The 18,880-nt window shown below is 73.8% G+C and carries 14 protein-coding genes; 7 read left to right on the forward strand and 7 right to left on the reverse strand.

Going from position 1 to position 18,880, the window contains the following annotated elements:
- Positions 1-17: 17 nt before the first annotated feature.
- Entirely contained in the window at positions 18-2,561 is a 2,544-nt protein-coding gene (locus tag AMK24_RS00750; protein ID WP_073763875.1) for an outer membrane protein assembly factor BamB family protein, read from the forward strand.
- Between the two features lie 160 nt (positions 2,562-2,721).
- The gene (locus AMK24_RS00755; RefSeq protein ID WP_073763877.1) at positions 2,722-4,023 is read left to right on the forward strand and encodes a C40 family peptidase; all 1,302 of its coding nucleotides are present in this window, start codon (positions 2,722-2,724) and stop codon (positions 4,021-4,023) included.
- Between the two features lie 151 nt (positions 4,024-4,174).
- Here the strand turns inward: AMK24_RS00755 and AMK24_RS00760 are convergent, their stop codons facing one another.
- From AMK24_RS00760 to AMK24_RS00780, 5 genes are read right to left on the reverse strand one after another with little or no spacing between them, the layout of a single operon-like run.
- Complete coding sequence (locus tag AMK24_RS00760; RefSeq protein WP_073763879.1) at positions 4,175-5,413, reverse strand: styrene monooxygenase/indole monooxygenase family protein; 1,239 nt, start codon at positions 5,411-5,413, stop codon at positions 4,175-4,177.
- A 32-nt stretch (positions 5,414-5,445) separates the two neighbouring features.
- Positions 5,446-6,096 (reverse strand): GTP-binding protein, encoded by a 651-nt coding sequence (locus AMK24_RS00765; RefSeq protein WP_073763881.1) that lies wholly within the window; start codon positions 6,094-6,096, stop codon positions 5,446-5,448.
- Positions 6,077-6,493, reverse strand: a complete 417-nt coding sequence (locus tag AMK24_RS00770; RefSeq protein WP_073763883.1) for a DUF742 domain-containing protein — start codon at positions 6,491-6,493, stop codon at positions 6,077-6,079. The genes AMK24_RS00765 and AMK24_RS00770 overlap by 20 nt, the downstream gene beginning before the upstream one ends.
- Entirely contained in the window at positions 6,490-6,969 is a 480-nt protein-coding gene (locus AMK24_RS00775) for a roadblock/LC7 domain-containing protein (RefSeq protein ID WP_073763885.1), read from the reverse strand. Before AMK24_RS00775 ends, AMK24_RS00770 begins: the two co-directional genes overlap by 4 nt.
- Complete coding sequence (locus AMK24_RS00780; protein ID WP_073763887.1) at positions 6,966-10,205, reverse strand: sensor histidine kinase; 3,240 nt, start codon at positions 10,203-10,205, stop codon at positions 6,966-6,968. Before AMK24_RS00780 ends, AMK24_RS00775 begins: the two co-directional genes overlap by 4 nt.
- A 363-nt stretch (positions 10,206-10,568) precedes the next feature.
- On the opposite strand from AMK24_RS00780, the gene AMK24_RS00785 reads away from it, so the two are divergent.
- Positions 10,569-11,363: a hypothetical protein gene (locus AMK24_RS00785; RefSeq protein ID WP_073763889.1), complete on the forward strand. Its 795-nt coding sequence runs from the start codon at positions 10,569-10,571 to the stop codon at positions 11,361-11,363.
- Positions 11,364-11,503: 140 nt separating this feature from the next.
- Here the strand turns inward: AMK24_RS00785 and AMK24_RS00790 are convergent, their stop codons facing one another.
- Entirely contained in the window at positions 11,504-11,986 is a 483-nt protein-coding gene (locus AMK24_RS00790; protein ID WP_073763891.1) for a MarR family winged helix-turn-helix transcriptional regulator, read from the reverse strand.
- Between the two features lie 368 nt (positions 11,987-12,354).
- On the opposite strand from AMK24_RS00790, the gene AMK24_RS00795 reads away from it, so the two are divergent.
- Positions 12,355-13,107 (forward strand): polysaccharide deacetylase family protein, encoded by a 753-nt coding sequence (locus AMK24_RS00795; RefSeq protein WP_384578524.1) that lies wholly within the window; start codon positions 12,355-12,357, stop codon positions 13,105-13,107.
- 89 nt (positions 13,108-13,196) lie between these two features.
- Here AMK24_RS00795 and lon read toward each other — a convergent pair whose 3' ends face one another.
- Positions 13,197-15,617, reverse strand: a complete 2,421-nt coding sequence (lon, locus tag AMK24_RS00800; RefSeq protein WP_073763899.1) for an endopeptidase La — start codon at positions 15,615-15,617, stop codon at positions 13,197-13,199.
- A gap of 392 nt (positions 15,618-16,009) precedes the next feature.
- Here lon and AMK24_RS00805 point away from each other — a divergent pair, with 392 nt between their 5' ends.
- The 3 genes from AMK24_RS00805 (at position 16,010) to AMK24_RS00815 (ending at position 18,750) form a co-directional block, all read left to right on the forward strand.
- On the forward strand, positions 16,010-16,708 hold the full coding sequence (locus AMK24_RS00805; RefSeq protein WP_073765563.1) for a spermidine synthase: 699 nt from the start codon (positions 16,010-16,012) through the stop codon (positions 16,706-16,708).
- A gap of 231 nt (positions 16,709-16,939) precedes the next feature.
- Positions 16,940-17,677, forward strand: a complete 738-nt coding sequence (locus AMK24_RS00810) for a response regulator transcription factor (protein ID WP_073763901.1) — start codon at positions 16,940-16,942, stop codon at positions 17,675-17,677.
- Positions 17,674-18,750 (forward strand): HAMP domain-containing sensor histidine kinase, encoded by a 1,077-nt coding sequence (locus tag AMK24_RS00815; RefSeq protein WP_073763903.1) that lies wholly within the window; start codon positions 17,674-17,676, stop codon positions 18,748-18,750. Before AMK24_RS00810 ends, AMK24_RS00815 begins: the two co-directional genes overlap by 4 nt.
- Positions 18,751-18,880 lie beyond the last annotated feature (130 nt).

Genomic DNA, 18,880 nt, shown 5'->3' on the forward strand with positions numbered 1-18,880 from the left:
TCACAAGGGGGTGCGCCATGGAGGCGCTGCGTCAGGACGATCCACGCCGCTTCGGCCGCTTCACCGCGCTGGCCCGTTTCGACGAACGCGCGAGCGCCGTACGTTACGTGGCCCGGGACACCACGACCGGCGAGACCGCCCTCGTCACCGCCGCCCGCCCCGAACTGGCCGCCGTACCGGTCTTCAGCCGCCGCTTCCAGGCGGAGGCGCGCACCGCCGAACGCCTCGCCGGGGGCTGGGTGAGCCCGCCCCTGGACACCGGCGGCGCGTCCGGCGACGGTGGGGAACCCCTGTGGACGGCGGCGGGTTACGTCCCCGCGCTGCCGCTGGCCGAGGCGGTCGGGATCGCCGGACCGCTGCCCGAGAAGGCCGTGCGGGTCCTGGGCGCGGGCATCGCCGAAATCCTCTCCCGGGTGCACGCCACCGGGACCGCGCTCCAGGGGCTGGCCCCCGGCACGGTGCTGCTGGCCGCCGACGGGCCCCGGCTCACCGCGTTCGGCCCGTTGGGCGCGGCCGCCTCGGCGGAGGCCGGGCCGGGCGGCCAGCTGTCGGTGCGACTGGGCTATCTGACGCCCGAGCAGATCGAGGGCAAGGAGGTCTCCACCGCCTCCGACCTGTTCGTCCTGGGGCTGCTGCTGGCGTACGCGGCGACCGGGGCGACCCCGTTCACGGAGGGCCCGGCCGAGGAGGCGGCCCGCCGGATCGCGGAGGACGCGCCCGGACTCGACGCCGTACCGGAGGCGTTGCGCGAACTGATCGGGGGCTGCCTGGCGAAGGACCCGGCCGAGCGTCCGACCGCCGGCACGGTCGCCGCCGGCCTGGCCCTGGAGGGCGCGGCCGGTCTGGCACGGGGCGGTTGGCTCCCCGACCGTCTCGCGGCGGCGGTCGCCGACCAGGAGGCGGGGGTGCTGGCCCTGGAGGCCCCGGAGGCGGGCCCCGCGAAGGACGCCCCGCCCCGGCACGACCGGCCCACGACCCAGCTCGCCCTCCCCCGGGAGCTCACCGCTCCCCCGGCGCCCGCCCCGGACGCCGCACCGCGGCCGGACCGCCCGCATCCCCCTCGGCAGCCCGAGCACCCCTACGCCGCACCCGCCGCCCCGCAGCGGCCCGGCCGGCCGCACGGCGGGCCCGCTCCGTACCCGGCCGCCGCGCTTCCGGCCGGGCCGGGCGGGCCTGCGGCGTCCGGCGGGGGCCCGATGGTCTCCCTGCCGCTGCCGCCCGCCCCGGCCCCCGTGCCCGATCCCGGCGCGCGCCGGCGGACCCTGCTGACGATCGCGGCGGCCGCGGTCGGCGGGCTGGTCGTGGGCGGCGGCGCGGTCGCCGCGCTGGGGTCCGGGAACACCGCCGCGGCCACCGACGACAAGCCCGCGCCGAAGCCCCGCCGTACGCTCCCCGGCCAGGCGCCCGAGCCGCGCTGGATCTACGCGCACCCGGTCTCCGAGGCGGCCCCGCTCGCCACCGCCGTATGGCGGGACAGGCTCCTCGTGGTGATCAGCGAGAGCCGGGCCAGCGCCGTCGACCTGCGGACCGGTAAGCGGCTGTGGCAGCGCGCGGACGCCGCGAAGGGGCAGATCGCCCCGGCGGACGGGGCCGACCTGGTCTTCGTGGCGAGCCCGACCGAGTTCCTGTGGCTGGCGCCGGAGGACGGCAAGGTCGTGCACCGCGTGCGGTACACCGAAGCCTTCGCCGACCTGCCGGGCCTCGCCGTCGGCCCCCTGGCCGGCGGCTCGGGGCCGGTCGTCTGGTTCACCGCGTCGCACACGGTCACCGTGAAGGCCCCGAAGCCGAAGAAGGGCAAGAAGAAGGGGAAGGACAAGCAGGTCGTCGAGGCGTTCCTCCTCGCGTACGACATCGTGCGGCGCGAGGAGCTGTGGCGGACCCCCGTCCCGGCGGGCCGGGCGCCGGGCACACCCGCCTACCGGGTGGTCGTGGAGCGCTCGGCCGACCTCCTCGTACGGCAGAGCGCGGCGACTCTGACACCGGCCGAGGTCAAGGCGGGCAAGGGCAAGGGCTCGATCCGCTCGTTCGACCGGAAGACCGGCAAGCTTCTGTGGGTCAAGCAGTACGGGGCGGCCACCCCCGAAGCGGCGACCGCGGGCGACGAGGAGGGGACGCTGTACGCGGCGGTCGGCACGGACCTGGAGGCGTTCGAGGCGGACACCTCGAAGCCCCTGTGGCGCGTCGAGGGCAGCTCGGGCTCGGTCTTCGGCACCCCGCTGACCACCGGCCCCCTGATCCACACCACCGAACGCAGCCAACTGGTCGGCGCGGTGGAACGCGAGAGCGGCCGCCTGGTGTGGCGCCGCTCCACGGAGGTCCCGGGCATCGGGAACGCCCCGGCGCTCACGCTGAGCGCCGGCGGGAAGACCCTGATCGCCGCGGACGCCGTCCAGGTCACGGCGTTCTCGGCGGCCGACGGCGAACGCCTGTGGAAGTTCCAGGACATCGGGTCCGCCGACCCGAAGGGGGCGACGGTGAGCGCGCCGTACCGGGTGCTCGCCGCGGGGAAGACCGTCGTCGTCCAGCGCGACCGGAGCTTCTACGCCTTCCCGGTGGCCTGACACCGGGGCCCGCCTCCCTCTGCCGCCGCCGTCCGGGGGTTCCCCGGGCGGCACGCCGCGCGGTGCTTGCGTCGCCTGCCGCCGGATGACCGGATGATCGGATTCGCCGATCATTGGACGGGCCCGTGGTCGGGCCCGTCTCCGTCATGGAGGTGATGTCGTGTCAGGCAGACTCCTGCGCGCGGTCTGCACGGCCGCGCTGGCCGCGGCGCTCACGGTCTCCCCCGCCACCGCCGCCCCCACCGAACCGGCCCCCGTACCGTCCGGGGGGTCCGCATCACCGGCCGAGGCCGGGGCCACCGGCACGGAGCCCGAAACCGACGGGTCCGACGCCGTGGCGCCCGGCGCCGACGAGCCGGGCGCGGAGGAGTCCGACGCGGCGGAGGTCGACGCCGAAACCGCCCTCGCCGCGCCCGAGGCCCCCGAGAGCGTCGTCGCCCTCCTGCGCGAGCTGCAGACCCGCTACCGGGAGGCGGAGGAGGCGACCGAGGCCTACAACGCCACCGCCGAGAAGCTGAAGCAGCGGACCGCCCGGCTCAAGAAGGTGAACGCCGACCTGGCGAAGGCCCGGGCGGCGCTGGAGTCGAGCCGCCGGGACGCGGGGCGGCTGGCCCGCGAGCAGTACCAGGGGCACACCGAGTTCTCCGCGTACCTCCGGCTGCTGCTGGCCCGCGACCCCCAGCAGGCCCTGGACCGGAGCCACGTCGTGGGGCGGCTCGCCGCGAACCGCGCCGCGACGGTGGAGCGGCTGACCGGCGCCGCCCGGCGGGCCGACCGGCTGGCCGCCGCCTCCCGCAAGGCCCTGGACCAGCAGAAGAAGCTGGCCGCGCGGCAGAAGAAGGAGCGCGACGCCGTGAGCGGCAGGCTGAGGGAGGTCGAGGGGCTGCTCGCCACGCTCTCCGAGGATCAGCTCACCCGGCTCGCCGCCCTCGAACAGAAGGGCGTGGACAGGGCCCAGCGCGAGCTGGTGGCCTCCGGAGCGCTCTCCTCCACCCGGCGGACCCCGACCCGGCAGGGCGGTGACGCCGTGGCGTACGCGGTCCGGCAGATCGGCAAGCCGTACGTGTGGGGGGCCGAGGGCCCCGACTCCTTCGACTGCTCCGGGCTGACCTCCGCGGCCTGGTCGGCGGCGGGGCGGACGATTCCGCGCACCTCGCAGGAGCAGTGGAAGCGCCTCCCGAGGGTGCCCCTCTCCGCGCTGCGCCCGGGGGACCTGGTGGTCTACTTCCCCAAGGCGACCCATGTGGCGCTGTACATCGGCGACGGCCTGGTGGTGCAGGCGCCCCGCCCCGGCGCCGAGGTGAAGGTCTCCCCCCTGGCGTCGAACCCGGTGCTGGGGGCCGTCCGCCCCGACCCGGGCGGTGCGCCGCTGTCCGCGTACACCCGCCCGGAGCTCCCCGAGGGCGCCCGCGACGGCGCGGACACCGGCTACTCCGCGGACACCGCGCCGGACGCCCCGTAGGACCGGCCGGACCGCCCGCGGGGCGGCGGAGGACGGCCCGCGGACACCGGTGCTCCCTCGCGACGGCCGCTGCTCCGCGGGACGGTCCTCAGGGCGTGTCGTCGCACCGCCGCCCGCCGGGCGACGACGGCGGTGCGACGGCAGACCTTGCTCAGGAGGCCCCGGAGACCGACGCCAGGTACGCGTTGGTCTTCTCCGGGTCGTAGAAGAAGTTCTCGAAGTCCGCCGGGTTGTTGAAGCCGTTGGCGAAGCGGTCGGCGACGGGCTGGAGCCGGCCGGCCGCGCCGATCAGGTTCAGCACGTGCTCCGGCGGGGCGCCGAGCATCGCGTTGGTCCACTTCGTGACGTGCTGCGCGGTCTCCCAGTAGCGGTCGAACGTGGACTGCATCCACGCCGCGTCGAACTCCTTCTCACCGTGCTCGACGATCGAGTCCAGGTAGGAGTTGGCGCACTTGGACGCCGAGTTGGAGCCCTGGCCGGTGACCGGGTCGTTGGCCACGACGACGTCGGCGACGCCGAGGACCAGGCCGCCGCCGGGCAGCCGCCCGATCGGCTTGCGGACCGTGGGGGCGTAGCGGCCGGCGAGGGTGCCGTTGGCGTCGGTCAGTTCGACCTTGGTGGCGCGGGCGTACTCCCACGGCGTGAACCGCTCCATGAGTTCCAGCGTCTTCGCCAGGTGCTCGGCGGGGTCCTTGATGCCCTGGAACGCGTCCAGCGGGCCGCCGGGGATGCCCTCCCAGAACAGGATGTCGGCGCGGCCGGAGGTGGTGAGCGTCGGCATGACGAACAGCTCGCCGACGCCCGGCACCAGGTTGCAGCGGACCGCGTCGAACTCCGGGTGCTCCGGGCGGGGGCCCATGCCGTGGACGTAGGCGACGGCCAGCGCGCGCTGCGGGGCGTCGAACGGCGAACGGGCGGCGTCCCGGCCGAACATGGAGACCAGCTCGCCCTTGCCGGCCGAGACCATCACCAGGTCGTAGGTGCGGGAGAAGTAGTCCAGGTCGGAGACGGCCGCCCCGTGGATGACCAGCTGTCCGCCGCGCTGGGCGAAGGTCTCCATCCAGCCGGCCATCTTCACGCGCTGGTCGACGGACTGGGCGTAACCGTCCAGCTTGCCGACCCAGTCGATGACGCGCGAGGAGTCCGGGCCGGCGACGGAGACGCCGAGCCCCTCGATCTTCGGGGCCTGGGACTCCCAGAAGTTCAGCCGGTAGTCCCGCTCGTGCTGGAGGGCGGTGTGGAACATGCACTGCGTGGACATGACCCGGCCGGTACGGATCTCGTCGGCGGTGCGGTTGGACATGAGCGTGACTTCGTAGCCCTTGGACTGCAGCCCCAGGGCGAGCTGGAGACCGGACTGGCCGGCTCCGACTATGAGTATCTTCCGCATCGCGGCTCTCCGTTGTGTGTGATCAGGGCGGTTCAGTCGGGGGTGACGTCGAGAGCATGGCCCACCAGGGCCAGCAGCGACTCCACGACCGTGATCCTGTTGCGCGCATCCATGATCACTATGGGCACCCGCGGGGGCACGGTCAGGGCCTCCCTGACGTCCTCGGCCTCGTAACCGGGCGTGCCCTCGAAGTGGTTGACGGCCACGATGTACGGCAGCCCGCAGCTCTCGAAGTAGTCGAGCGCGGGGAAGCAGTCCTCCAGCCGCCGGGTGTCGGCGAGGACCACCGCGCCGATCGCCCCGCGCACCAGGTCGTCCCACATGAACCAGAAGCGCTGCTGGCCCGGCGTGCCGAAGACGTACAGGACGAGGTCGTCCTCCAGCGTGAGCCGGCCGAAGTCCATGGCCACCGTCGTGGTGGTCTTCTCGGGCGTCGCGGAGAGGTCGTCGGTCTCCTCGCTGGCCTGGGTCATCAGCGCTTCGGTCTGGAGCGGAGTGATCTCGGAGACCGAGCCGACGAACGTCGTCTTGCCGACGCCGAACCCGCCCGCCACCACGATCTTGGTGGCGATGGGTGCGCGGGTGTGGTCGAGCTGCCAGGGCTGCGGGGCCTCCTCGGTCTGCACCCGGGGCCCCGGCTGACGCGGGGCGAAGAGCGGCGCCTCAGAGACGGCGGAGTCCATTGAGCACCCTTTCGAGCAGTGCGCGGTCGGGCTGACCGGTGCCGTGACCGGTCCCGTACACGCGGATCTTTCCTTGGTCGGCCAGGTCGCTGAGCAGCACCCGGACGACTCCGAGCGGCATCTTCAGCAGGGCCGAGATCTCCGCGACCGTACGCATCCGGCGGCAGAGTTCGACGATGGCGCGCAGCTCCGGCATGACCCGGGAGGCGAGGTTGCCGTTGGTGAGCTCGCGGCGCTCGTCGGGTGCTTCGAGAGCGGCGACGAACGTCTCGACCAGCAGGACGTGCCCGAACCGGGTGCGCCCGCCGGTGAGAGAGTACGGGCGGACGCGGGCGGGGCGTTTGCCGGCCCCCCGCACGGGGAGCCGGGGGGCGGGTTCTGCGGCGGCGGACGTCACTGGGCGCTCTCCATCGATGTGCGCAGCTCGCTGCGGAGTTCGGGGGTGAGGACGTGTCCGGCCCGCCCGACGAAGAGGGCCATGTGGTACGCGACGACGCTCATGTCGCAGTCCGGGGCGGCGTGGACGCCGAGGAGCGAGCCATCGCTGATCGACATGACGAAGAGGCTGCCCTCGTCCATGGCGACCATCGTCTGTTTGACGCCGCCGCCGTCCATCAGTTTGGCCGCGCCGACCGTCAGCGAACCGACGCCGGAGACGATGGTGGCCAGGTCGGCGCTGGAGCCCTTGGGACCGTTCGGCGTGCCTGCCGCCTTCGGGCTGTGGTGGCCGGGGTCGGAGGAGAGCAGCATCAGGCCGTCGGACGAGACGACGGTGACCGAGTGGACCCCTGGCACCTCCTCCACGAGATTGCTCAGCAACCAGTGAAGGTTCCGGGCCTCGGTACTCAGCCCGAATGTGCTGGGCGCAGTCAACTGCGTGCCTCCTCGACTGTGTCCCCCGTCTCTTCGTTCCGGCCGTCCGCCCGGCCGCCGGTCGTGGCGTTCCGTGCGGTGCTTGCGTCCTGCGTGGTGTTCCGTGCGCCCGGTCCGGCGCCCGTGGTGGGTGCGGTGTTCTCGTGCCCCGTACGCCCGGCGGGTACGCGTCCGGGTTCGGCGACGGTGATGCCGCCGGTCTCGGCGAGCTCCGCCTCGACGTCGCGCCGCCCCTCCTTCGCCGCCTGGTGGAAGCTGCCGAGCCGGCGGCGCAGGGCGTCCCGGTCGAGGCTGCCGGTGCGCCCGGGGGCGGGCGTCGAGTCGGGCCGGACCACCTTGGGCGTGCGCTTCGGCAGCCCCTTGTCGGTGACCGGGCGGCGGGGGGCGGGCACGGTGTCGGCGGGGGCGGCCCCGGAGGCCGGGGCGAGGTCCGCGGCGGCCTGCGCGTGGGGCGCGGGACGGGAGTCGGGGCCGTCGTCCGGGCCCTGGCCGCCCGGCGCGGTCTCCGCGGGCCGCTCGTGGCGGTCGGGGCCGATCGCGTACGGGTCGGGGGCGTCCGCCGCCGGGGCGGCGGGGCGTGCCCCCGCGGACGGGGCCGCGTCGTCGGCCGGTGCCGCGGGGGGCTTCGGCAGGCGGACCTGCATCGTGATCTCGGATTCCGCTTCGGGGGCGGCGCCGGGCCCCGTCTCCATCTCCGCGACCGGCTGTCGCGTCTGCGGCTCCTGCTCCTGTTCCTGTTCCCGCTCGGGTACGGCGGTGGCTTCCGGGGCCGCCTCGGCCTCGGCCGCGTCCGCTTCGGCCGCCTTCTCGGTGGCGGCGTTCTCACGGAGTGTCCGCTCGGCCGCGGCGATCATGGGGTCGGCGGCGGGCAGGGGTTCGGGGGCGGCTTCCGCGGCGGGCTCCTGGACCTCCTCGGCGTCCGGCTCGGCCGCTCCCGCCTCCGGCGCCGGTACTGCGTCGGCTTCCGCACCCGCGTCCGTGTCCGCGTCCGGCTCGGGCTCCGCGGAGGCGGGCGTCGACGAACGGCTGGGCAGGGCGTTGGAGTTGGCCTCCGCGACCGAGCCCGGCAGGTTGAGCGCCGGGGCGTCGCCGGACATCTGCACGGCGGGGGGCGGGCCGGCGGGGAGGGAGTGCGGCAGCAGGGCCTGGGGCAGGACGACGACGGCCGTCACACCACTCCCCTTCTGCTCGCGCAGTTGGACCCGTACTCCGTGCCGGGCGGCCAGCAGCGAGGTGACCTGGAGACCGAGTCCGGCCCCGGCGACGTCGGCGTGCCGCTCCCCGGGCTCGAACGAGGCGGGGTCCGCCAGCCTGGCATTGAGCTCGCCCATCCGGGCCGCCGACATGCCGATGCCCTCGTCCGACACGGAGAGCATCACCTCGCCGTTCTCCAGGAGCCAGCCGGACAGCTCGACGGGGGAGTCGGGCGGTGAGAAGGAGGTGGCGTTCTCCAGGAGTTCGGCCAGCAGGTGGCTGAGGTCGTCGGCGGCGAACCCGGCGATCTGGGCGTGCGGCGGCAGGGACTGGATGGTGACCCGCTCGTACCGCTCGATCTCGCTGACGGCGGCGCGCGCCACGTCGACCAGCGGGATCGGCCCGGCGTGGCCGTTGCTGTGCTCGGCGCCGGCGAGGACGAGCATGTTCTCGCTGTGCCGGCGCATGACCGTGGCCATGTGGTCCAGCTTGAACAGGGTGGCCAGGCGCTCCGGGTCCTGTTCGCGCTCCTCCAGGCTCTCGATGACGCCGAGCTGGCGCTCGACCAGCCCGAGGGTGCGCAGGGAGAGGTTGACGAAGGTGTGGTCGACCGTGCCGCGCAGCTGCTCCAGCTCGGTGGCCAGTTCGGTGACGTGCGCCTGGAGTTCGGCCCGCTGGGCGACCAGGGCCTGCCGGCCCTCGATCAGCTTGGTCCGTTCGCCGGAGAGGTCCTCGACCCGGCCGGTGACCTCCTGGTGCAGCGCGGTGAACCTGCCGTGCAGGGTGTTCAGCGACCGGACGACCTGGGCGAACTCGTCGTTGCGGCCGGTGTAGCGGACCGGTTCGGCGCTCGAAGGGTCCTCGGCGAGGCGGGCGGCCCCGATGCGCAGGACGGCGAGCGGCTGGGTGAGGGTGCGGGCGACGGCGGTGGAGACGCCGACCGCGAGCAGGAAACAGCCGCCGAGCAGGGCGATGCCCAGTTCGAGGGCGGTGACGTCGTCGTCGCGCAGCCCCTCCAGGTCGCGGACCTGGCCGGTGGTCAGGGCGGACTCGACGCCGCGCATCCGGTCGACCCGGGCGGAGAGCGCGGCCTCCAGCTTCTTCGGGTCGGTCCGGCGCTCCGCCTCCGACAGCTCGGGGCGGTCGGTGAGGCGGGTGAGGTACTTCTCCGCGTCGTTGACCTCGGAGCCGGTGACGGTGGCGGAGAGCTTGTCGCGGGCGTCCGGGTCCGCCGCCTGGTCGAAGTCGGCGAGCGCGGCCAGCTCCCGTACGCGGGCCTGCTGGGCGGCGGCGCTCAGCTCGTCGCGTTCGCGGGCGGCCCGGCTGTCGCCCTCGTCCCGGGTCTGGACGGGCAGCCCGGTGAAGGGGTCGGTCTGCGGCGCCGTCGGCTCGGCGCCCGGCACGGCGAGCGCGGCCAGGAGGAGCCCGCGGGTGGCGGCCGCCTGCTCGGAGGCGCTGCCGAGGGTGAGCGGGGCGCGGGTGGCCTCGGCGCGCGGCGGGGTCCTCTGGGCCAGCTCGGCGGCGATGCCGTGCAGCTTGGCGATGACGTCGGAGTACGCCTGGTGCGCTTCCAGGGCCGAGCCCTTGCCGGTCAGGGCGTCGCGGCGCAGGGAGGCCACCGTCGAGAGATCGCGGCGCAGGGAGGCGGAGGCCGCTTCGTGGATCTCGTCGATCTGCTGGTCGACGCGGGTGGCGCGGGCCGCGCGGTTCTTGGCGCCGTCGCCGTCGTCGGCCTTCTCGTCGCGGCCCGCGGCGATGTACGCGGTGACGGCGTCACGCTCGTCGGCGAGGGAGTGCCCGAGGGCGACCGCCTGCTGGTTCAGCTCGGCGAGGGTGACCAGCCGCTGGGATTCGGTCAGATCGGCGGAGGCGCCGAGCACGGCGGGGGCGCCCGCCGCCACGACGATGACGCCGACGAACGCCACACCGGCGACCAGTCGGCTGCGCACCCGCACGGTCCGCTTCTCCGCGCCGGGCTCCGGAGGCGTCGCCCCGGAACCGTCGCGCGTCGTGCCCTTGCTCCGCGGCCGCTTCTTCTGCACCGGTGCTCGCAATCTTGACTCGTCCACCCTTGAAGCAGAGGTGACGCACGGTCACATGGAAGGGCGCCCCGCTCCTGGTACGGCTTCCGACCATTCCAGCGCTTTTGAGAGGGGGGCGCGCATCAACCGCTCCGCCACTCGAAGGAGTGAACATCACTCCGGAGTTGGCGAACAAGTCTCCCCCGGCGCGTCCCTGACCATGCGTGGGGCGCCGGGTGGAACTTCCGCTCCGCCTTTGGCAGGATGCGCGCCCGCACCCTCCACGGAGCCTCCCCTTCCGCTCGGCGCGCCGCTTTGACCTGCTGGTACAGGCCATATCCGGCCGCGTGCGGAGATGGTGAAGGGGTCGTGCAGACTGGCGGCATGCGCCTAGAACTCGCCTCCGCGCCCGGCAGCCCCGAACGCCCCAACGAGGACTGGGTCTGCGGGGCCCTTCCCGCCTCCGGCCAGGGTGGCGTCCTGGTCCTGCTCGACGGCGTCACCCCGCCGCCGGGGGACGACGGTTGTGTGCACTCGGTCCCGTGGTTCACCGCCCGGCTGGGCGGTGCGCTGATGGAACTGTCCGGTTCCCGCCCTGATCTGCCCCTCACGGAGGTCCTGGCCGAAGCCGTCTCCCGTACAGCCGACGCCCATCGGGTCACCTGTGACCTTTCTCACGTGCGCACCCCTCAGGCGACCGTGGTCCTGGCGCGTTGGGGCGGCGACGCCGTGGAGCATCTGGTGCTCTCCGACTCGGCCCTGCTGCTGGAGGCGGGCGACGGCACGGTCCGGGCCGTCCTCGACGACCGGCTGGACCGGTTGCCGCCGGGTTCGCTCGCCTCGAACGAGATCGCCGACGCCACGGTGCGCAACCGGGAGGGCGGTTTCTTCACGGCCGCCGCCGACCCGTCGGTGGCCTCACGCGCGGTGACGGGCAGCACCCCGGCGGCCGGCGTGCGGGCCATCGCCGCGCTCACGGACGGGGCGGCCCGCTGGACGGAGATGTTCGGCGAGGGCGGTTGGGCGGACGCGCTGGGGCTGCTGCGGAAGGCGGGACCGCAGGGGTTGATCGACCGGGTACGGGAGCTGGAGGCGGCCGACGCGGCGGCGGGGCGCATACGGCTGGGGCGCGGCAAGACGCACGACGACGCCACGGCGCTCCTGGTGGAGCTGGGCTGACGGCGGACCGCGCCGCGGCCGGATCGCGCGGCGGACGGACCGGGCCGACCGGGTCCGCGGCGGGGCGGCGGTTCCGGGGGGCCCGGGGGTTCCGGGGGGCCGGGGGTCCGGGGGAAGCGTTCGCGGACCAGCCGTCCGGTTCAGCTCTCCGCGCCGCTGTTCAGCTGGTGCAGGAGCCGGGCCAGCTCGGCGACCTCGGCCGGGTTCCAGCCGGCCAGCTTGCGCCGGTAGCTCTCCCGGCGGGCGTCCCGGACGCCGCGGAAGCGGTCCAGGCCCTCCGGGGTGAGGCCGACGAGCCAGGCACGCCCGTCGGCCGGGTCGGGTTCGCGGGCCACCAGCCCGAGGTTCTCCAGGGAGTGGAGCTGGCGGCTCATCGTGGCTTTGCCGACGCCGAAGTAGGCGGCCAGTCCGGTGGCCCGCTGCCGCCCCGCCTCCTCCAGCCGGACGAGCAGGCCGTAGGCGGCGGGCTCCAGTTCGGGGTGGACCTCCCGGGCCATCTCGCCCGAGGTGGCCCGGGCCCGGCGCAGGAACACCGCCAGCTCCCGCTCCAGCGCCAGGAATTCCTGGTCCACGCCGTCCCCGTCCGCCGGGCCCGGCTCCGGCCCGCTGTCGCTCCCGCGCACGTCAGTACCCCTCGTACGGTTTCCTGCCGATGAAAGTTTCCTCCGCGAACGGTCAACGCCGCAGTTCGGCCAGTATTTCGCAGGAGTAGGCCCACGGCGGCCCCGCCGGCGGCCACGACCGCTTCCCCGGCGCCCTCGACCGCGCACCGGCGCCGGCCCCCGGCCCCCCGCCCCGCCCGCCGCCCGCCCCCGCGATCGGCGCCCCTCCCGCTCCGTCCGCCCGGCGACCGCCCCCGGGCCACCGGGTTCCGGCCCGTTCGGAACCCCACTATGCACCCCGCGTATACACGCTGGGTATAGTCCTCGGCGTACCGCACATCTGTGCGGGTTTCCCCCACGCAGAGGAGCGATACGCCGTGCCGAGAAAGATGCCGCCGTCCGGGATCGGGTTGACCGCCGCGCTGGTGACGGCGCTCACACTCGCGCTGAGCGGCTGCTCGATGGAGACGACGGCCCCGGCTTCGGCGCGCGGGGAGGCCGCGTCGGACGCCAAGGGGACGTTCGGGCCGGTGGACTGCCGCAAGGCCAAGTGCATCGCGCTGACCTTCGACGCGGGGCCGGGCAAGGACACCCCCCGGCTGCTGGACATCCTCGAGGAGAAGAAGGTGCACGCCACCTTCTTCCTGCTCGGCAAGGACCACGTCCTCACGTACCCCGACGTGGTGCGGCGCATCGAGGACGAGGGCCACGAGGTCGCCAACCACACCTGGACGCACAAGGTCCTCACCGATCAGGAGCCGGACGCGATACGGGCCGAGCTGGAGAAGACCCAGACCGCCATCGAGAAGATCACCGGCAAGAAGCCCCGGCTGATGCGTCCGCCGCAGGGCCGCACCGACGACACGGTCTCCGGGATCAGCAAGGACCTCGGCCTCTCCCAGGTGCTGTGGAGCGCCACCGCCAAGGACTACTCGACGAACGACTCCGCGTTGATCGAGAAGCGCATCCTGGAGCAGGCGAGCAAGGACGGCGTCATCCTGCTGCACGACATCTACAAGGGCACCGTCCCCGCCGTGCCCGGAATCATCGACGCGCTCCAAAAGGACGGCTACACCTTCGTGACCGTCCCCGAGCTGATGGCGCCCGCCGAGCCGCAGCCGGGCACGGTCTACCGCCCCTGACGGCTCCCCGCGCACAGAACGGCCCGCCCCCGCCGAAGCGGGAAGCGGGCCGTTCCGGCCTACGAGCCGGGGAGCCGGTGTACGGCCGGTCAGGCCGCTGCCGGAATCCTCTCCTCCGCCCCGGCCGAGGCCGGGGTGAGAGCGATCTCCAGCACCTGGCGGACGTCGGTGACCGGGCGGACGTCCAGCTTCTCCAGCACCTCGGCCGGGACGTCGTCCAGATCGGCCTCGTTGCGCTGCGGGATCACCACCGTGGTGATGCCCGCCCGGTGCGCGGCCAGCAGCTTCTGCTTGAGGCCGCCGATCGGCAGCACCCGTCCGGTCAGCGACACCTCGCCGGTCATCGCCACGTCCGTGCGGACGAGGCGGCCGGAGAGCAGCGAGGCCAGCGCGGTCGTCAGGGTGATACCGGCGCTGGGACCGTCCTTGGGGACCGCGCCCGCCGGGAAGTGGATGTGCACGCCCCGGTCCTTGAGGTCCCCGACCGGCAGCTCCAGCTCCGCGCCGTGCGACCGCAGGAAGCTCAGCGCGATCTGCGCCGACTCCTTCATGACGTCCCCGAGCTGACCGGTCAGAGTCAGTCCGGAGGCCCCGGTCTCGGGATCGGCGAGCGACGCCTCGACGAAGAGGACGTCGCCGCCCGCCCCGGTCACCGCGAGCCCGGTGGCCACGCCCGGCACCGCGGTGCGGCGCTCGGCCGGGTCCTGGGCGGACTCGGGCACGTGGTGCGGCCGGCCGATCAGCCCGCGCAGCTCCGCGTCGCTCACGGTGAAGGGCAGCTCGCGGTCGCCCAGTTCGTGCTGGGCCGCGACCTTGCGGAGCAGCCGGGCGACGGACCGCTCCAGGTTCCGTACGCCCGCCTCGCGGGTGTACTCGCCGGCCAGCTTGCGCAGCGCCGACTCCTCCAGGACGACCTCGCCCTTCTCCAGACCGGCCCGCTCCAGCTGGCGCGGGACCAGGTGGTCGCGGGCGATGACCACCTTCTCGTCCTCGGTGTAGCCGTCGAGGCGGACCAGCTCCATACGGTCGAGCAGGGCCTCCGGGATGGCTTCGAGGACGTTGGCCGTGGCCAGGAAGACGACGTCGCTGAGGTCGAGCTCGACCTCCAGGTAGTGGTCGCGGAAGGTGTGGTTCTGCGCCGGGTCGAGGACTTCGAGGAGGGCGGCGGCCGGGTCGCCCCGGAAGTCGGAGCCAACCTTGTCGATCTCGTCCAGCAGGACGACCGGGTTCATCGAACCGGCCTCCTTGATGGCCCGCACGATCCGTCCGGGCAGGGCGCCGACGTACGTACGCCGGTGGCCGCGGATCTCCGCCTCGTCCCGGACGCCGCCGAGCGCGACGCGGACGAACTCACGGCCCATGGCGTGCGCGACGGACTCGCCGAGCGAGGTCTTGCCGACGCCGGGCGGGCCGACGAGGGCGAGGACCGCGCCGCCGCGCCGTCCGCCGACGACGCCGAGGCCCCGGTCGGCCCGGCGCTTGCGCACCGCGAGGTACTCGGTGATGCGCTCCTTCACGTCCTTGAGCCCGGCGTGCTCGGCGTCCAGGACCTCCTGGGCGCCGCGGATGTCGTAGGCGTCCTCGGTCCGCACGGTCCAGGGCAGTTCGAGGACGGTGTCCAGCCAGGTCCGGATCCAGGAGCCCTCGGGCGACTGGTCGCTGGAGCGCTCCAGCTTCTCGACCTCCTTGAGCGCGGCCTCCCGGACGTGCTCGGGGAGGTCGGCGGCCTCGACGCGGGCCCGGTAGTCGTCGGACTCGCCCTCGGGGTCGCCGTTGAGCTCGGACAGCTCCTTGCGCACGGCCTCCAGCTGGCGGCGCAGCAGGAACTCCCGCTGCTGCTTGTCCACGCCGTCCTGGACGTCCTTGGCGATGGCCTCGGCCACGTCCTGCTCGGCGAGGTGCTCGCTCAGCCACTGGATGGCGAGCTTCAGCCGGGCGACCGGGTCCACGGTCTCCAGGAGCTGGACCTTCTGGGCGGTGGTGAGGAACGGCGAGTACCCGGAGTTGTCGGCGAGCGCGGAGACGTCGTCGATCTGCTGGACGCGGTCCACGACCTGCCAGGCGCCGCGCTTCTTCAGCCAGGAGGTGGCGAGCGCCTTGTACTCCTTGACCAGCTCGGCGGCGGAGCCGGGCAGCGGGTCGGGCGCGGCGGTGCGGAGCACGGTCCCCTCGACCCAGAGCGCACGGCCCGGACCGCTGGTCCCCGCGCCGATGCGGACGCGGTCGCGGGCCCGGATGAGGGCGCCCGGGTCGCCGTCCGAGAGGCGTCCGACCTGCTCGACGGTGCCGAGGACGCCGGTCCCCGTGTACGTCCCGTCGATCCGCGGGACCAGCAGCACCTCGGGCTTGCCGCCGCCGGGGCGGGCGGCGGCCTGCGCCGCCTCGACGGCGGCGCGCACCTCGGCGTCGGACAGGTCGAGCGGCACCACCATGCCGGGCAGGACGACCTCGTCGTCGAGCGGCAGCACGGGCAGGTCGATCGGAGTGAACGCCTCGGACTCGTGAGTCATGATCTCCCCTTCGGCAGGCAAGTTGAGCTATGTGGACTCAATGCTTGTGAGTCGCCGTATGTTCCCGAGCCGGTGTTCGCTCTGAGCGATCAGACCCCGCCCCGTCGCGCCCGGGGCCGCCGGAGCTTCCGCGCCCCGGCCCCGGGAGCTTTCACCGCGGGACGCCCCGCGGCCTTCGCCACAGGCCCGCCGACCGCGGTGGAGGCACCCTCCGGTTGCCTGAGCGCCCCGCGCTTCCCGGTTGTTCCCGCCCGCGTCCCTCACCCCTCGGAGGGAAAGGGGCTGGCCCCCCTCTCCGGCGGCGGCCAGGATGGGCGGACCCCGACCGCCATGACCGGAGACCGGAGAGCCCCAGCATGTCCGCGACGACCGCCCCCGATCCCAGGGCAGCGATGCCCGCCGTGCCGCTGCCGACGCGTCTCCCCGACGCCCCCGTCGTCCTCGACCGCCGCGAGGGTCCCTTCGGCGAGGTCGTCCTGCGGGAGCGCGGGGAGCACTTCGAGATCATCGCCAACGGGTGCTTCCTGATGGACACCGCCGACGGGCGGTCCGAGCGGCTGCTGATCGACGCCGCGCTGGCCGCGCTGCCCGCCGGGCGGAGGGCCCCCTCGGTGCTGATCGGCGGCCTGGGCGTCGGGTTCTCCCTGGTGCGGGCCGCCGAGGAGGAGCGCTGGGGCCGGATCACGGTGGTGGAGCGGGAGCAGGCCATCGTGGACTGGCACCGGGAAGGTCCGCTGGACCGGATCTCCGGACCGGCGCTGGCCGACCCCCGGACCGCGATCCTGCGTACGGATCTGGTCGCCCACCTCCGTACGGGCACGGAGCGTTACGACGCGCTCTGCCTGGACATCGACAACGGGCCCGACTGGACCGTCACCGAGGACAACGGAAGCCTCTACTCCCCCGCCGGACTGGCGCACTGCCACGACCGGCTGACCCCGGGCGGGGTGCTCGCCGTCTGGTCCGCGCAGCCGTCGCCGGCCTTCGAGCAGGCCCTGCGGAATGCCGGGTTCAGCGGCGTTCGGACCGAAGAAGTGGCTGTTGCCCGAGGTGTGCCCGACGTGGTCCATCTCGCACTCCGGGCCGCCTGAACCCCTCCCCGGGCGCCCGGCCCGAGGACGCCCGGGGCCAACCGGCACAAGGGCGACGATCCGGTTGCCCGGACGCGTCGGACGCGGCCCCCGGGACGCCACCCTGCGTAGCCGGAAGCCCTCCTCTGCCTTTACGCTGCTGAGCGGCACACGGGATCACCCACGAAATCCACGAGCGAGAACCGTGCCTTGCGGGGATTGGCCCCCGCGAGAACGGGCAGGGGCGGGGCGATGGAACAGACACACACCACCCACAACGGCGTCGCGGCCACCCCAGGGGCTCAGCGCCGGGTGCTGGTGGTCGAGGACGACGCGACGATCGTCGACGCCATTTCCGCCCGGCTGCGGGCGGAGGGCTTCCTCGTGCAGACCGCGCTGGACGGCCCCGCGGCCGTGGACGCGGCCGAGGCGTGGCAGCCCGACCTGATGGTGCTCGACATCATGCTTCCCGGCTTCGACGGCCTGGAGGTCTGCCGCCGGGTGCAGGCGTCGCGCCCCGTGCCGGTGCTGATGCTCACCGCACGCGACGACGAGACCGACATGCTGGTCGGGCTCGGGGTCGGCGCCGACGACTACATGACCAAGCCGTTCTCCATGCGCGAGCTGGCCGCCCGGGTGCACGTGCTGCTGCGCCGCGTCGAGCGGGCCGCCCTGGCGGCGGTCACCCCGCGCAGCGGGATACTGCGCCTGGGCGAGCTGGAGATCGACCACGCCCAGCGCCGCGTGCGGGTCCGCACCGAGGACGTCCACCTCACACCGACCGAGTTCGACCTGCTGGTCTGCCTCGCCAACACCCCGCGCGCGGTGCTCTCCCGCGAGCAGCTGCTGGCCGAGGTCTGGGACTGGGCGGACGCCTCCGGCACCCGCACGGTCGACAGCCACATCAAGGCGCTGCGCCGCAAGATCGGCGCGGAGCGCATCCGTACCGTGCACGGCGTGGGCTACGCCCTGGAGACCCCCGCGCCATGACCCGGCCAGGGTCCGGACTGCGGCCCTTCTCGATCAAGGCCAAGCTCGGCACACTCGTCGTGGTCTCGGTCTTCATCACCACCGGGCTGCTGATCGTCGCCCTGCGGACCCGTACGGAGTTCCGCTTCATCACGGTGTTCTCGGTGATCGCCACACTGCTGATCACCCAGTTCGTGGCGCACGGCCTGACCGCGCCGCTGGACGAGATGAGAGCGGTGGCCCGGTCCATCTCGCACGGCGACTACACCCGCCGGGTGAGCGGCGCCGGGCGGCGGGACGAGCTGGGCGACCTGGCGCAGACGATCAACCGCATGGCGGACGACCTGGAGGCGGAGGACCGGCATCGAAAAGAGCTGGTCGCCAACGTCAGCCATGAACTGCGCACCCCCATCGCGGCGCTGAGAGCCGTGCTGGAGAACGTGGTGGACGGGGTGTCCGCCGCCGATCCGGAGACGATGCGCACGGCCCTGAAGCAGACGGAGCGGCTGGGCCGGCTGGTCGAGACTCTGCTGGACCTCTCCCGGCTGGACAACGGGGTGGTGGAGCTGAGGGCCCGCCGTTTCGAGGTGTGGCCGTATCTGTCGGGCGTACTGAAGGAGGCCAACCTCGCCGCCTCGCAGCGACGCCTGTCGTCGGGTTCGGGCAACCACTCCCGTACCGACGTCCACCTGCACCTGGACGTCTCGCCGTCGGACCTCACCGCGCACGCGGACGCGGAGCGGCTGCACCAGGTGGTCGCCAACCTCATCGACAACGCGGTCAAGCACAGCCCGCCGCACGGCCGGGTGACGGTGCGGGCGCGGCGCGGGCCCTACCCGGAATCGCTGGAGCTGGAGGTCGTCGACGAGGGCCCGGGCATTCCGGAGGCGGAGCGCCACCGGGTGTTCGAGCGCTTCAACCGGGGCCAGGCGCCGTCCCCGCAGAGCCCGGGCAGCGACGGCGGCACCGGACTGGGGCTGGCCATCGCCCGCTGGGCGGTCGATCTGCACGGCGGCCGGATCGGGGTGGCCGAATCCGCTCGGGGCTGCCGCATCCAGGTCACTCTCCCGGGAATCCCCGAGCCGCGCGGTTGACGACCTCGTTGACATAGGGTCGAACCGGAAGGGCACGTTCATACGTGTCCAGCCAGCAGCGGATCTCCAGGGGGTACGGTCGCAGGACCGTCACCCACGGTCCTGCGTACCCGAAGTGCAGTGGAACCTC

Origin of the sequence: Streptomyces sp. CB02366 (genome assembly GCF_001905905.1) — a bacterium.
Lineage (GTDB): Bacteria > Actinomycetota > Actinomycetes > Streptomycetales > Streptomycetaceae > Streptomyces.